We start from the raw sequence: 13,755 nt of genomic DNA, 5'->3' as shown, positions 1-13,755 counted from the left end.
AGAAAATGCCAGCATGCCTACTGAGACCACCACCAAGCGCGGACGGCCCGGTTATGACCAGCAGTCGGTGCTCCGCATCGCCGTCGACGTCTTCAACCGCCACGGGTACGACGCAACGTCCATGGGCATCCTGGCCGAAAATCTCGGGATCTCGAAGTCAGCCATCTACCACCACGTGCCGTCCAAGGGCGATCTGCTGAAGCTCGCCCTGGACCACGCCTTGGGCGGCTTGGAAGCCATCCTCGAGGAGCCGTCCGCTACGTCCGGTCCTGCTGATGCGCGGCTGGAGTTCGTGCTGCGGCAGACCATTGCCGTGCTGGTGGACCGGTTGCCGTTCGTGACCCTGCTCCTGCGCTTGCGGGGCAACACGGAGATCGAACGCGACGCCCTGGAACGCCGCCGCGCCTTCGACCACAAGGTGGCCGAGCTGATTGCCGCTGCCCGGGAAGACGGCTCCCTGCGCCAGGACATCGATCCCCGCACCGTCACCCGTCTGCTGTTCGGCACCATCAACTCGATCGTGGAGTGGTACAAGCCGGGCGGCTCTCTGTCCCCGGAGAAGCTCGCCGACGACGTCATCACCATGGCCTTCGACGGGCTTCACACAGCCGCCTGACGCTCTCTCACATCCCCCACCCTTCCGGCCAACCCTCACTCACATCCCCACCCTTCCGGCCAACCCTCACTCACATCCCCACCCTTCCGGCCAACCCTCTCTCACATCCCCCACCCTTCCGGCCAACCCTCTCTCACATCCCCCGGTGGCGGGCATGACGAAGCCAGGTGCCGCTGTCGTCGTGAAGTTCCTCATGGCTGCCTTCGGCCGGAACGACGAAACGCCTTTCCGCATTGAAGCGGAAAGGCGTTTTGTCGTTGCTGCAAGAGCGTCCCGTTCAAACCCGAGGGATCTGCGAGAGGGACCCGCTCAAACCCGAGGGATGTGAGAGAGCGTCCCGGCCAAACCCGAGGGATCTGCGAGAACGACCCGGCCAAACCCGAGGGATCTGCGAGAACGACCCGGCCAAACCCGAGGGATGTGAGAGAGCGTCCCGGCCAAACCCGAGGGATGTGAGAGAGCGACCCGGCCAAACCCGAGGGATGTGAGAGAGGGTCCCGCTCAAACCCGAGGGATGTGAGAGAGGGTTACTTCTCCACGAGGGTCAGGACGTCGTAGGTGGCCACGATTTCGTCGTTCTGGTTGGTCAGGACGGCGTCCCAAGCCACCTCGCCGTATTCATCAGTCTCGCGAGGCGTGATCTTCTTGGCCGTCAGCGTGACCCGAATGGAGTCGCCCGCGGCAACCGGGGTGATAAAGCGCAGGTTCTCCAGGCCGTAGTTAGCCAGGACGGGACCCGGAGCGGGCTCAACAAAGAGTCCGGCAGCCCAGCTCAGGAGGAGGTAGCCGTGGGCCACGATGCCGGGGAAGAACGGGTTGGCTTCAGCGGCTTCCTGATTGGTGTGCGCGTAGAACGTGTCGCCAGTGGAGTTCGCGAAGGCAGTGATGTCCTCAAGCGTGACTTCACGGAGGTCCGAACGTACGGCATCACCGATGCGGAGCGTGGACAGGTGCTTCCGGAAGGGATGCTCGCCCTCGGTCTCCACGGTGAAGTTCCGGTCCGCGCCGGTGTGCCACAGACCGGTAACCGCGGTCAGCATGTTCGGCGAACCCTGAATGGCCGTACGCTGCATGTGGTGCATCACGGAGCGGATACCGCCCAGCTCCTCGCCCCCACCCGCGCGGCCGGGACCGCCGTGAACCAAGTGCGGTACCGGTGATCCGTGGCCGGTGGATGAGCGCGCGTCTTCACGGTTGAGCATGTGAACACGGCCGTGGTGAGCAGCGATGCCGAGCACCAGTTCCCGCGCAACAGCAGGATCGTTGGTGCATACAGATGCCACCAATGAGCCGGAGCCGCGGGCCGCCAAGCGGATGGCGTCGGTGAGGTCCGAGTACCCAATCACTGAGGAAACCGGCCCGAACGCCTCCAATGAGTGCACTTCTTCCGCTTCGGCGTCTGCCCAGCTCAGGAGCACCGGAGACATGAAGGCGCCGTCTTCCACCACGCCTACGGTGCCGCCGACGGAGGTGACCGACGGCGAATCGAGAGATCCGTACGCAAGCTCACCGCCGGCGTCGAGCATGGACTGAACGGCAGCGCGAACGTCAGCGAGCTGTTCCAACGACGCCAAGGCGCCCATGGTGACGCCCTCGGCTCGGGGATCGCCAACCACGACGCGCTCGCTGATGCGCGCGCCGATGGCAGCCGCGACGTCGGACGTCAGCTCCTGCGGGACGATGACGCGGCGGATGGCCGTGCACTTCTGGCCGGCCTTGACGGTCATCTCGGTGACCACCGCCTTGATGAAAGCGTCGAACTCGGGGGTGCCCGGAATGGCGTCGGGTCCGAGGATTGCGGCGTTGAGGGAGTCGGTTTCGGACGTGAAACGGACGCCGCCCTGGACCACGTTCTTGTGGCCCTTCAGCGAGTTGGCAGTGGATGCCGAGCCCGTAAACGAAACGAGGTCGCGGTAGTCGAGCTCGTCCAGAATGGTGCGGGCGGAACCGGAAATCAGCTGGATGGAGCCTGCCGGAAGAATGCCGGACTCGACGATTGCCTTGACCGCCGCGGCGGCAACATAACCCGTGGGCGTGGCCGGCTTCACGATGGTGGGGACGCCGGCCAGGAACGCGGGAGCGAACTTCTCCAGCATGCCCCAGACCGGGAAGTTGAACGCGTTGATTTGGACAGCAACGCCGGGGATCCGGGTGTGGATGTGTTCGGCGACGAACGATCCGTCCTTGGACAGAGTCTCCATGGGGCCGTCCACCACAACCTGCGAGTTGGGCAGCTCGCGGCGGCCCTTGGAACCGAACGTGAAGAGCACGCCGATGCCGCCATCGATATCGATCATGTTGTCGATCTTGGTGGCACCGCTCTGCGAAGAGGATTCGTACAGCTCTTCGCGGCGCCCGTTGAGGTACATGGCAAGCTCTTTGAGCTTGAGCGCGCGCTGGTGGAAAGTCAGCTTCCCAAGTTCAGTTTGCCCGGTGGTGCGGCCGTGATTGACGACGGCGGCAAGGTCCAGTCCGTCGGTGCTGACGTTGGCCAGGACCTCTCCGGTGCTGGCATCACGGACCGGGACTTTCTTGGCGTCGGGTGCCGGCGTCCACCAGGCATCCTGGACGTAGCTGGGGACGGTTGCAACGGCTGTGGTTTCCGGGGCGACTGCGGTAGTGGTCATCGTCGACGGGTCCTTCCAAGGCACGTGAAATCGGCACGGTCATTGCTGACTGGAGCCAACATTACTGACCGGCCGTTCGGTAATATATACAGGGTACATGAATGCCCGGTGGAGTACAGCAGGAATTTTTCCGCTTTGGAGGACGCAACGAAGGGCCGGCCTCCATAGTGGGAGACCGACCCTTCACATTGCTGACACACGCAGTATGGCTACGAGGGTCCGAACTTGGTGTTGTAGCGGAACATGAATGCGGCCATGGCATCACGGTTCACGGGGAGCAAAGGCTTGAACGCCTTGCCACCGGCTTCGGCCCAACCCGTGGAGATGCCCTGGGCTGCGAGCCACGTGATCTCCTTGTAGAACTGGGCCCCGACGGGAAGATCAACGAACGGCGAAGTCGCCGGGGCAGTGAACTCAGGCTGCTCAGCCAAACGGTACATGAACGCAGCCATGGCATCGCGGTTCACGGGCTGCAACGGCCGGTAGGTCTTGGTCTTGTCAGCCTCTTCCCAACCGGTGGTGATGCCCTTGTCTGCCAGCCAGGTGATCTCTTTGTAGAACTTGGCGTCTGTGGGGAGGTCAGCGAACGGTGACACAGCAGGCGGGGTGAACTCAGGTTCGCCCAACAACCGGTACATGAATGCGGCCATCGCGTCACGGTTTACCGGAGTCAGCGGCTGATAGGTCCTGGACCCATTGGCTTCCCAACCCGTGGAAATTCCCGCATTGGCCAACCAAAGGATTTCATCCTGGAACTGAGCTCCGAGGGGAACATCGTCGAAGCCCCGGGTACCCTGCGTTGCAGTCGCGTAACTCAGTGTCCCAAGATTCGTGTTCTGGCCTACGAACGAGGAAACAGACCTGGCGTTCGTTGCGTTGAGGACATTTCCGGAGTAGATCGGGCCAGCCCCCTCGGGCTCAGCCGACACAAAGTAGAGTCCCGTGGTGAGGCCAGTGACATTGAAGGTACCGTCTGCTGCGGTGTAAGAAAACCGAGTCACAAGCGACTCGTGCTTGGTGTAAACGTTAACTCGCACGCCGCTCAGGGGAGCTCCTGTGGATCCCAGGATCTTTCCGGTAAGAGTTCCGCCCTGGCGAACGGTTGCGTTGACACTGTTTAGGGTCTGCCCGGCGGCTACGGTCACCGGCGTTGCGTTAGCAGCGCCTCCGGACTCGGGGAGGTCCTTATAAAGCTGTGCCTCGTACTTGGACACGAAACCCTTGGTCCGGTTGAACTGAACCGTGTACGTGCCAGGCAGCAGGTTCTTCAGCGCGTAGGTGGTCTGCGAGGTTTCCATGACCGTTGACGCTGCAACAGTGCCGTCTTGAGCAATGGCAGTAATGCTCATGCCCGGACCACTCATCGTGGGGCCAGGGGCGGGGGCACCCGCGATGGAGCCGCCGATAGTGGCAGCCGCAACGGCAGTGTCCTGGATACCAGCGAGCTGCTGTCCTTCAGTAACCGTTACTGACTGTGAGCTGCCGACTCCCGCAACACCGCCATGCCACATGTTCGCCCACCCGCTCTGGGCTTGGAACTGAATCTTGTAAGTGCCGGGCGCGAGGCCACCCACCACATAGTTTCCGGAGTCCGAGCTTTGGAGAAACGCATTTCCCGCGTAGCCGCTGTTCGCGTAGTCGGGACCCTTGATGACGTTGACCTGACCGGTAAAGGCAGCAGAGCCAGCCGGAACGGAGACCTTTCCGGAAATGAAGGCTGCTGGCTTCAGGGTCTGGTTGATGCCCGTGGTGGTGGCACCCGGTGAAACGTTGACGAGCGTTTTTGAACCATCCGGAGAGGTTGAATAGTGAGCATTCACCACCGGCGACGGCTGGAAGGGGTAGTTGAAGTTGACCCAGACGTTGCCTGCGGGAAGTCCACTAACCGTGAACGTTCCGTCCGAGGCCACATTCGCCGTTTGATAATACCCGACTTCGGGGCCGGCGAAGACAGTTATCTTGGACGCGTCAACGCCCGCCGGTACGGTGACCGTTCCTGAAATGCTTCCCGTGGCTGCTGCAAACGCCGGGGATGCGATCCCGGCAGGCAGGGCGCCCAGGACGAGTGCCGCTAGTAGTGTGATTGCGAGCCGAAAACGGCCGCGAGAATAACCCCTCATGGGTCCCCCATGTTTCATGCGAACGAAGGGGCCGCAAATGGCGGCCCCTCGCGATCCTAATGCAGGGAACGGGTAATACTAAACGCCGCATATTTGTGAAGTGAGAGAACGCTTCGCGGACGATTAGCCCCGCCTGAGCAGCTTCCGCATCAAAAGCATGGGCTTCTTCAAGAACTCCCCCACACTCGTCCGTACAACAACGGTCTGGCTCAGCGCCTCGAGACGCTCCAGGATGTGGTCGAGCTTGGCAGCGGACTCGTCCAGGCGTCGCTGCTGCGCGACAATGAGTTCTTCTTGCTCCGACAACACCCGCGTCAGGTAAAGCATGGTGCCAAGTCCGCCCTGCGCGGCCTGGTCACGGAGATAGTCGTCGCGAACCAAGGCATCGTATTGGGCATGTTCTGCGACCTTAGCGAAGATGCTGTTGCTGTGGTGGCCATCGGATTGGGGCCGCTGCGACCAGAAGGCGAGAGGTTCGCCGTCGAGGAATCCAACGCGCGAGTGGCTCAGCACGCGGAGGTGGAATTCCCAGTCCCCCACCACGGGCAGGTTCTCGTTGTAATAGCCCACGTGGTCGTGAAGATTGCGCCTGTACAGGAACGAAATGGGAACGGCACGGTTGATCTTGAGCATGTCAGCGAGCGTTATTTGCCGCATGTCAGCCCAAAAGATTTCGCGGCGGATGGGCTCGATCGCGCCGTCCACAAGCTCTTCGATGACGATTTCCGTCCGCACCATCACGCCGCTTTCGGCAGCGTGCGCGGGGTCGTCAAGGTAGGCCACTGTTCGGGCCAGAAATTCAGGGGCCCAGAAGTCGTCGTCGTCGTGGATCACCACGAACTCGCCGGATCCTGCCTTGAGACCGGCATTCGAGGCCCCCTCCATGCCAGCCGATTCAGCGTGGTGAAGCGTCGTAACGCGGGATCGCTCGGCTTCCGACCGCTGGGAGATGAGGTGGTCCACGTCGGCAGAGTTGCCGCCATCGTTGACAATCACCAGCTCGAAGTCCTGGAACGTCTGGGCAAAGATGTCGTCCAAGGCGCGCGCCAGGAAAATGGGTCGGTTCTTGGTTCGGGTCACGATGGTGACGCGGGCACCGGAAGTCATTGCGGATCCATTCATTTCGGAGACGAGTCAACTCTGCATGTTAGCAGCGCTGGTGACCCCGAGCTTGGCCCTGACTGCCGCCAACTCCGCCTCGGAAACGCCGTTGGACGTCAGAAACGCGGCTACATCGATCGAAGCAAGGAACTCGCGCAGGCTGGCTCGCCGCCGGGTCAGCATTGCCTCAAGGTCCTCCTCGGACAGATACGGATCGTGCGCATGCGGCGCCCCGTGCGTGCGATGCCGCTCGTTGATGCCCCGCGCCGCGAGCTCGTATCCGCGCACAATCTCCTCATCACCAACCCCCGCCAATCGCTGCAGGAGCAAAGCGATCACTCCGCTGCGGTCCCTACCCGCGGAGCAATGAACCACCACCTTGCCGGGTGAGGCCGCAATAACTTTGAAGACTGCCGTTATCTTCTCAGCGAACAATTCCAGGTAATCCGCATACTGCGCGGGGTCCTTGAGGTACGGGCCAAAAAGCTCGCTGTAGTCCCTATGGTCCGGATCTTCCGTTGGGCAATGCACGACGTCGATCCGCGCCTTCACCTCGTCCGGCACCTCGGGATCGGTGTCGCGTTGCCGCCGCTCGCGCGAGGCGCGGAGATCGATCACGGTGCGGACGCCGTCGTCGTACATCTGCTGCCAACCGGCTTCGGTAACCCATTCATGGCGACCCATGCGATACACATCCCCGGCGATGCGCCACGCGTTCACGGCGCCGTCCCAATGGACACCGTGGTGAGCTGAAGTAGTCCCGTCCATAGGAGGTAGCTAAGCACATTGGCGCCTTGGTGTGGGAAGTGAGAGAGGGTCGCGCGCAAGCACGCGGGAGGTGAGAGAGGATCGCGCGCAAGCACGCGGGAAGTGAGAGAGGGTTCCGCGCAAGCACGTGGGATGTGAGAGAGGGTCGCGCGCAAGCACGCGGGATGTGAGAGAGGGTTCCGCGCAAGCACGCGGGATGTGAGAGAGGGTGGGGGTGGGTCTTGCGGAGGTTGAGTGACCCATGTCATACTCGTTCTCGATGCGCATCGACGATACGCATCGACAAGCCACAGGAACTGTTCAGCAGAGAGCACAAGGAGGTCAGGCCATGCCCACCAGCAAGGACGTTGCCCAGGCCGCCGGAGTAGCTCAAAGCACGGTGTCCTATGTACTGAGCGGCAAGCGGCCGATTTCCGAGAAGACCCGCAAAAAGGTCGAGGCGGCGATCGAACAACTGACGTACCAGCCGAATGCCGGCGCCCGCGCCTTGGCGGGGCGCAGGACGCGCGTCATCGGGCTGGTCATTCCGTTCATTCCAGAACTGGAAATGGCCTCCCTCATGGAATTCGTTTCCGTGATCGCATCGACGGCGAGGCAGTTCGATCACGACATCCTGCTGGTCACCGAAGACGAAGGGGCCGCGGGGCTCCGCCGTGTTGTCGGTCAGCAGATCTGCGACGGCCTGATCCTCATGCAAGTGGAAGACGAGGATGAACGGCTCCCGGTCGCGCGGACGCTCAACGTTCCCGTGCTGCTGATCGGCATCCCCCGGGATCCGTCCGGCCTGGTCTGCATAGACGCAGACTTCGAAATGGCAGGCGAGCAATGCGTCCGCGACCTGGCCGCAGCCGGCCACAACGTCATTTCGATCATCGAATGGCAGCCAGCCGTCGTGAACCGGCACGTCAATTACGTTGACCGGTTCATGCGCGGAGCCGATGGGGCCGCCGAATCCCTGGGAGTGGCAGTTCAGCACTTTCCGGGAGGCGCGGATGTTGCCATCATCGCGGATTCCGTAGACAAGGCACTGGCCGCCACAGACGGCGTGCCAGCCTTCATCGCACCGGACCGCACCATTCAAGACATCCTGCGCCGTGCCCTCGCCGCCCGTGGACTGACTCCCGGCAAGGATGTCTCCATCATCGGCAGCGCTTCTCCCACCCTGGCCGAACTACAACCCGTGCCACTCTCCACGATTGATCTACGCCCGAGGGAAGTATCCCGGCGGGCAGTGAAAATCATTTGTGACCTCCTCGAAGCCGACAACCAGGGACCACACGAATCCTTGGAACTGGTACCCACGGTCATAACGCACCGTTCAAGCACGCTCCGCCCACCCCACGGCAGCTAAGTCCCCTCTTTACGTACCCGTTTTACCTCCGTTTCCGAACTCATCGATACGCATCGTCGATACGCATCGATAAATCGATTCCCAGAAAAGGAACAGACAATGAAGTCAGCACAAAGGACATCCCGTCCACTCGCTTTGGCTATGGCCGCCATGGTCGGCCTGCCGTTGGCCCTCTCCGGCTGCGGTTCCTCCACAGCTGCATCCTCCACCGAAGCCGTCACGGAAATCTCAGTGATGGACTACTACAACAACGAGCCGGACAAGTCCTTCATCGGCGATGCCCTGACCAAGTGCGGCACCCAGCTGGGCGTCACCGTCAAGCGGGAGACTGTCCCCGGAAAGTCGCTCATTTCCAAGGTTCTCCAGCAGTCCTCCTCCAAGACACTCCCGGACGTCCTCATGTTGGACAACCCGGACCTGCAGCAAATCGCGGCCACGGGTGCGCTGGCTCCGCTGGCCGATTTCAAGGTCAGCACGGAGAACTTTGCTGAAGGCGTGCTGAGCGCGGGCACCTACAAAGACAAGGTGTATGGTCTGGCTCCCACGGTGAACACCATCGCCCTTTTCTACAACAAGGACATCCTGGCCAAGGCCGGCGTCACTCCCCCTACTACCTGGGATGAGCTCAAGGAGGCCTCCGCAAAGCTCACTGCAGGAGACCAGTACGGACTGGCCTTCAACGCAAACCCCACCTATGAAGGCACTTGGCAGTTCCTTCCTGTCATGTGGTCCAACGGCGGCGATGAGAAGAAGATCGACACCAAGGAGACCGAGCAGGCGCTCCAGCTGTGGACCGACCTGGTCAAGAGCGGCTCCGTCTCTTCCTCTGCCCTCAACTGGACCCAGGCTGATGTGAAGGACCAGTTCCTGGCCGGCAAGGCCGCCATGATGGTCAACGGGCCGTGGCAGATTCCTGCTTTGGACAAGCAGCCCACACTTCAGTACGGCGTAGTGAAAATTCCGGTACGGGAAGCCGGCCAGACGTCGGTGGCTCCGCTCGGCGGCGAAGTGTGGACGGTTCCGCAGACTGGCAACAAGGCCCGGCAAGCCAAAGCAGCAGAGATGGTTGCCTGCTTGAACAGCGACGAGAACCAACTCGCCATGGCCACAGCCCGCAACACCATCCCCTCCAAAACCACGCTCTCGGACAAGTTCGCCAGCGACAACCCCAAGCTCGCAACGTTCACCGAACTGATCAAGACTGCCCGCGCACGCACCGGCCAGCTCGGAGAAGAATGGCCCGCACAGGCCACCAAGATCTACACAGCCATTCAGTCTTCACTCACGGGCAACGCCTCACCGGCCGACGCACTCAAGCAAGCCCAAGGTCAGTAGGCAGCTGCCATGTCATTAGCAACTGATCTACCTCGTTCAAAGGGGCAGACTACCGGCGGGGCCGCCAAAACTCACGGCTTAGGGACCGGACAGCCAGCCCCCAGACGCCGCACCCGACAACGCCGCGAGCGCCTCTTCCAGTGGCTCTTCCTGGTTCCCGCAGTGGTGTACATGACGTTGTTCTTCGGCTATCCCGTAGTCAAGAACGTGGTCATGAGTTTTCAGGAATACACCACCTCCACGTTCTTCACCGGAGAAGCCCCCTGGGTAGGGTTCGCCAACTACGTGACTGTACTGTCGTCGTCGTTGTTTTCAACGTCCCTGCTCAACACCGTCTTGTTCACCATCGGCTCGATTGTGGGCCAGTTCGTGATCGGCCTTTCGTTGGCGATCTTCTTCCAGCGCAAGTTCCCGCTCAACGGCATCCTGCGGTCCCTGCTCCTGCTTCCCTGGCTCCTTCCCTTGATCGTCTCCAGTGCTGTGTGGCGGTGGATCCTGGATAAAGACAGCGGCGCTCTCAACCGCTTCCTTGGAGACCTCGGCATCATCGATACCGGTATTCCGTGGCTCACCAGCACCTCACTGGCCCTCATCGCGGTGGTGGGTGTGAACATCTGGATCGGCATCCCGTTCAACATGACCATCCTCTACGGCGGACTGCAGGAAATCCCGGACGAACTGTACGAGGCCGGATCCCTGGACGGTGCCACCGGGTGGAAGGCCTTCCGGCACATCACCTGGCCCATGCTGCGGCCAGTAGTGAGCGTGGTCCTGGTGCTCGGTGTCGTCTACACGCTCAAAGTGCTGGACATCATCCTGGGACTAACCAACGGCGGGCCGGCCAATTCCACCCAGACCATCGCCACGCAGTCGTACAACCTGTCCTTCCACGAATTCAAGTTCGGTGAAGGCGCAGCCCTGGGCAACGTGTTGGTGATCATCTCCCTGGTCTTCGCAGTGCTGTACCTGCGGGCCAGCCGACGCGCAGTGGACGAGTGAGGACAGCATGACAACCACACTGAAAGCCCCCACGCTCCGGCGTAACAACCCACGAGCTACGGGACGCAAGAACTGGGGCTACACGGCACTGGCCATCTTCTTCCTGGCCATCATGCTTTTCCCCGTGTATTGGATGGTCAACGCCTCCTTGCAACCCAACGGCACCACCTTGGAAACCTCGTGGTTCCCGCTGAAGCCCGACTTCACCGGTTACGCCACAGCCATCAACGAGCAAGCGGGCAACCTGGGAACCAGCCTCATCATTTCGCTCGGAAGCGTGGCGCTGAGCCTGGCCATCGCCGCCCCGGCCGCTTACGCTTTGGCCTACTTCAAGGTCCGTGGCGCGGGAGTGGTCCTGTTCGCGATCCTCATCAGCCAGATGATTCCGGGGATCGTGGTGGCCAACGCCTTGTACACCGCGTACAACGATCTGGGCCTGCTCAACTCCATTCCAGGTTTGATCCTGGCTGACTCGGCCCACGGCATCCCGTTCGCGATCCTCATCATCCGGGCGTTCATGAACGGCATGCCGGCCTCGGTGATCGAGGCCGCACGGGTGGACGGCGCCGGACACGTCCGGGCGTTCTGGTCGATCGTGCTGCCGCTCAGCCGAAACTCATTGATCACCGCCGGGCTTTTCACCTTCCTGTTCGCGTGGAGTGACTTCCTGTTCGCGCTGACGCTGACCACCACCGAAGCCGTCCGACCCGTCACCTTGGGCATCTTCCAGTACATCGGCGCCTATGTGAACGACTGGAGTTCGGTCATGGCGACGGCGGTACTCGCCTCCATCCCGGCCATCGTCCTGCTGGTCGCGGCCCAAAAATACATCGCCGCCGGCACCACCGGCGGTGCGGTCAAGTAGACCGCCCTCCCACACCTTCAAGGAGAAAAACATGACTGAAAGCAAGCCCATCCGCGTCACTGTGTGGTCCGAGAACCGCCACGAAAAGCGCGACGAACTGGTGGCACGCCTCTACCCGGATGGTATGCACGGCGCCGTCAAGGCGGGCATCGAGGAGAACCTGGGTGCCGCCGTCGAGGTCCGGACCGCAACCCTGGATGAACCGGAACACGGCCTCACCGAGGAAGTCCTTGCCAACACCGATGTCCTCACCTGGTGGGGTCACATGTCACATGCCGACGTTGAGGACGAGATCGTGGAGCGCGTCCACCGGCACGTCCTGGCCGGAATGGGCCTGATTGTGCTGCATTCCGGGCACTGGTCCAAGATCTTCACCAAGCTCATGGGCACCTCGTGCACCCTGCGCTGGCGCTCGGAACAGGACCGCGAACTCGTGTGGACCGTGGACCCCACACACCCCATCGCCAAAGGCATCCCGCACCCCATCGAGATCCCGCAGCAGGAAATGTACGGCGAGTTCTTCGACATCCCCACCCCCGAGGAACTGGTGTTCATCAGCTCGTTCAGCGGCGGCGAGGTGTTCCGTTCCGGCTGCACGTTCCGCCGCGGTCACGGCAAAATCTTCTTCTTCAGCCCCGGCGACCAGGACTACCCCGTCTACCACCACAAGGACGTGCGGCGCGTCATCGCCAACGCCGTGGAATGGGCCATCACCGATCGTCCGGAACGCGCTGTACCGGAACTGCTGCGTTACGAGACCGGCGACTTCTTCAACGGCAAGAGCTACCAGGGAGCCAACGCGTGAGCACGCATTTCGCCACCATTCCCGACGACGGCACTCCCCTTCGCGTCGTGGTAGTCGGCGCCGGGGGCATGGGCCGCGCGTGGCTGCGGACGGTGGAATCGTCGCCGTTGGTGGAACTCGCGGGCATCGTTGACCTTGACCTTTCGGCCGCCACCGAAGCGGCGGCGTCCCTGGGCCGTCCCGACCTCCCGGTCGGTGCCGGTACAGCAGCAGTGGCGTCCGACGTCGGAGCCCAGGCCGTCATCAACGTCACCGTTCCTGCCGCGCATCATCCGGTCACCACCGAAGCGCTGGCCGCAGGCTTGCCGGTCCTCGGTGAGAAACCAGTAGCTTCCACCGTGGCCCAGGGGCTTTCCTTGGCGGCCGCCGCCGAGCTCCATGGTCAGCTGTTCATGGTCAGCCAGTCCCGGCGGTACAACAAGCACTTGTTCTCCGCCAAACACCTATCGTCAACTTTGGGTGCCGTTGGCATTGTGTCCGCTGAGTTCTTCAAGGCCCCGCACTTCGGCGGTTTCCGGGACGCCATGGACCACCCACTCCTGCTGGACATGGCCATCCACCAGTTCGATATGGCCCGTTTCCTGCTGGACGCCGACCCCGTCTCAGTGTTCTGCGAGGAGTACAACCCTTCGTGGAGCTGGTACCGCGGAGACGCAGGGTCCACGGCCATCTTCGAGATGACCGGCGGCGAGCGCTTTGTGTTCACGGGCAGCTGGTGCAGCCCTGGACAGGAAACATCATGGAATGCGTCGTGGCGGATCAGTGGCGAGCACGGAACTGTCCTTTGGGACGGCGACAACGAACCAGTATCTTCCGTTCCATCGGATGCCGGGTACTCTGAGGACCCCGGCCAGGAGATTGCCGGCTCCTTGCGGGACTTCGTGTCCGCTGTGCGCACCGGAAGCACGCCCATGGGACGTGTGCACCAGAACATCATGAGCCTGGCCATGGTGGAGGCGGCCATCCTCAGCGCTTCCACCGGTGCACGTGTTTCAGTCGATTCGTTACTGGAAGACTCGTACCAACAAGCAATCCTGGCTGAGCGCGATCCCGCCGTGTTGGAGGTGCTCAAGTCCTGGACCTCGGTGAGGAGTGCCCTGGCCGGCGAAAGCGTTGCGCTGTGACGGGTGCTCCGGCGTGACTTGGTTGCGATCTCGCCGAGGGGTTA

At 62.1% G+C, this 13,755-nt stretch carries 11 protein-coding genes; 7 read left to right on the top strand and 4 right to left on the bottom strand.

The window, feature by feature from the left end:
* Nucleotides 1-13: 13 nt before the first annotated feature.
* Nucleotides 14-616, top strand: coding sequence for a TetR/AcrR family transcriptional regulator (locus J3A64_RS00495; RefSeq protein WP_014922600.1), 603 nt, complete (start codon nt 14-16; stop codon nt 614-616).
* A gap of 527 nt (nt 617-1,143) precedes the next feature.
* Here J3A64_RS00495 and paaZ read toward each other — a convergent pair.
* The 4 genes from paaZ to J3A64_RS00475 form a co-directional block, all read right to left on the bottom strand.
* Nucleotides 1,144-3,243: a phenylacetic acid degradation bifunctional protein PaaZ gene (paaZ, locus tag J3A64_RS00490; RefSeq protein WP_210063392.1), complete on the bottom strand. Its 2,100-nt coding sequence runs from the start codon at nt 3,241-3,243 to the stop codon at nt 1,144-1,146.
* A 209-nt stretch (nt 3,244-3,452) separates the two neighbouring features.
* Nucleotides 3,453-5,363: an S-layer homology domain-containing protein gene (locus tag J3A64_RS00485; protein WP_210063391.1), complete on the bottom strand. Its 1,911-nt coding sequence runs from the start codon at nt 5,361-5,363 to the stop codon at nt 3,453-3,455.
* Between the two features lie 123 nt (nt 5,364-5,486).
* The gene (locus J3A64_RS00480; protein WP_286176103.1) at nt 5,487-6,470 is read right to left on the bottom strand and encodes a glycosyltransferase family 2 protein; all 984 of its coding nucleotides are present in this window, start codon (nt 6,468-6,470) and stop codon (nt 5,487-5,489) included.
* A 27-nt stretch (nt 6,471-6,497) separates the two neighbouring features.
* Entirely contained in the window at nt 6,498-7,232 is a 735-nt protein-coding gene (locus tag J3A64_RS00475) for a tyrosine-protein phosphatase (RefSeq protein WP_011775873.1), read from the bottom strand.
* A gap of 328 nt (nt 7,233-7,560) precedes the next feature.
* On the opposite strand from J3A64_RS00475, the gene J3A64_RS00470 reads away from it, so the two are divergent.
* The 6 genes from J3A64_RS00470 to J3A64_RS00445 all read left to right on the top strand — a co-directional run bounded on the left by J3A64_RS00470 (nt 7,561) and on the right by J3A64_RS00445 (nt 13,711).
* Nucleotides 7,561-8,583: a LacI family DNA-binding transcriptional regulator gene (locus J3A64_RS00470; RefSeq protein ID WP_011775874.1), complete on the top strand. Its 1,023-nt coding sequence runs from the start codon at nt 7,561-7,563 to the stop codon at nt 8,581-8,583.
* Nucleotides 8,584-8,682: 99 nt separating this feature from the next.
* Entirely contained in the window at nt 8,683-9,918 is a 1,236-nt protein-coding gene (locus tag J3A64_RS00465; protein ID WP_014922606.1) for an extracellular solute-binding protein, read from the top strand.
* Nucleotides 9,919-9,927: 9 nt separating this feature from the next.
* Nucleotides 9,928-10,917: a carbohydrate ABC transporter permease gene (locus J3A64_RS00460; RefSeq protein WP_210063389.1), complete on the top strand. Its 990-nt coding sequence runs from the start codon at nt 9,928-9,930 to the stop codon at nt 10,915-10,917.
* A gap of 7 nt (nt 10,918-10,924) precedes the next feature.
* Nucleotides 10,925-11,782 (top strand): carbohydrate ABC transporter permease, encoded by an 858-nt coding sequence (locus tag J3A64_RS00455; protein WP_014922608.1) that lies wholly within the window; start codon nt 10,925-10,927, stop codon nt 11,780-11,782.
* A 31-nt stretch (nt 11,783-11,813) separates the two neighbouring features.
* The gene (locus J3A64_RS00450; RefSeq protein ID WP_011775878.1) at nt 11,814-12,587 is read left to right on the top strand and encodes a ThuA domain-containing protein; all 774 of its coding nucleotides are present in this window, start codon (nt 11,814-11,816) and stop codon (nt 12,585-12,587) included.
* The gene (locus J3A64_RS00445; protein WP_043806287.1) at nt 12,584-13,711 is read left to right on the top strand and encodes a Gfo/Idh/MocA family protein; all 1,128 of its coding nucleotides are present in this window, start codon (nt 12,584-12,586) and stop codon (nt 13,709-13,711) included. The genes J3A64_RS00450 and J3A64_RS00445 overlap by 4 nt, the downstream gene beginning before the upstream one ends.
* Nucleotides 13,712-13,755: the final 44 nt, after the last annotated feature.

It is taken from the genome of Pseudarthrobacter sp. PvP004 (assembly GCF_017876035.1).
Classification (GTDB): Bacteria; Actinomycetota; Actinomycetes; order Actinomycetales; family Micrococcaceae; genus Arthrobacter; species Arthrobacter aurescens_A.
This window is presented reverse-complemented; position numbering and strand designations above follow the sequence as displayed.

Excerpts from the sequence above, each read along its gene's own strand:
- J3A64_RS00475 (WP_011775873.1), bottom strand. The coding sequence starts at position 7,232 with ATGGACGGGACTACTTCAGCTCACCACGGTGTCCATTGGGACGGCGCC.
- J3A64_RS00450 (WP_011775878.1), top strand. The coding sequence starts at position 11,814 with ATGACTGAAAGCAAGCCCATCCGCGTCACTGTGTGGTCCGAGAACCGC.
- J3A64_RS00460 (WP_210063389.1), top strand. The coding sequence starts at position 9,928 with ATGTCATTAGCAACTGATCTACCTCGTTCAAAGGGGCAGACTACCGGC.
- J3A64_RS00495 (WP_014922600.1), top strand. The coding sequence starts at position 14 with ATGCCTACTGAGACCACCACCAAGCGCGGACGGCCCGGTTATGACCAG.
- J3A64_RS00465 (WP_014922606.1), top strand. The coding sequence starts at position 8,683 with ATGAAGTCAGCACAAAGGACATCCCGTCCACTCGCTTTGGCTATGGCC.
- paaZ (WP_210063392.1), bottom strand. The coding sequence starts at position 3,243 with ATGACCACTACCGCAGTCGCCCCGGAAACCACAGCCGTTGCAACCGTC.
- J3A64_RS00455 (WP_014922608.1), top strand. The coding sequence starts at position 10,925 with ATGACAACCACACTGAAAGCCCCCACGCTCCGGCGTAACAACCCACGA.
- J3A64_RS00470 (WP_011775874.1), top strand. The coding sequence starts at position 7,561 with ATGCCCACCAGCAAGGACGTTGCCCAGGCCGCCGGAGTAGCTCAAAGC.
- J3A64_RS00485 (WP_210063391.1), bottom strand. The coding sequence starts at position 5,363 with ATGAGGGGTTATTCTCGCGGCCGTTTTCGGCTCGCAATCACACTACTA.
- J3A64_RS00480 (WP_286176103.1), bottom strand. The coding sequence starts at position 6,470 with ATGACTTCCGGTGCCCGCGTCACCATCGTGACCCGAACCAAGAACCGA.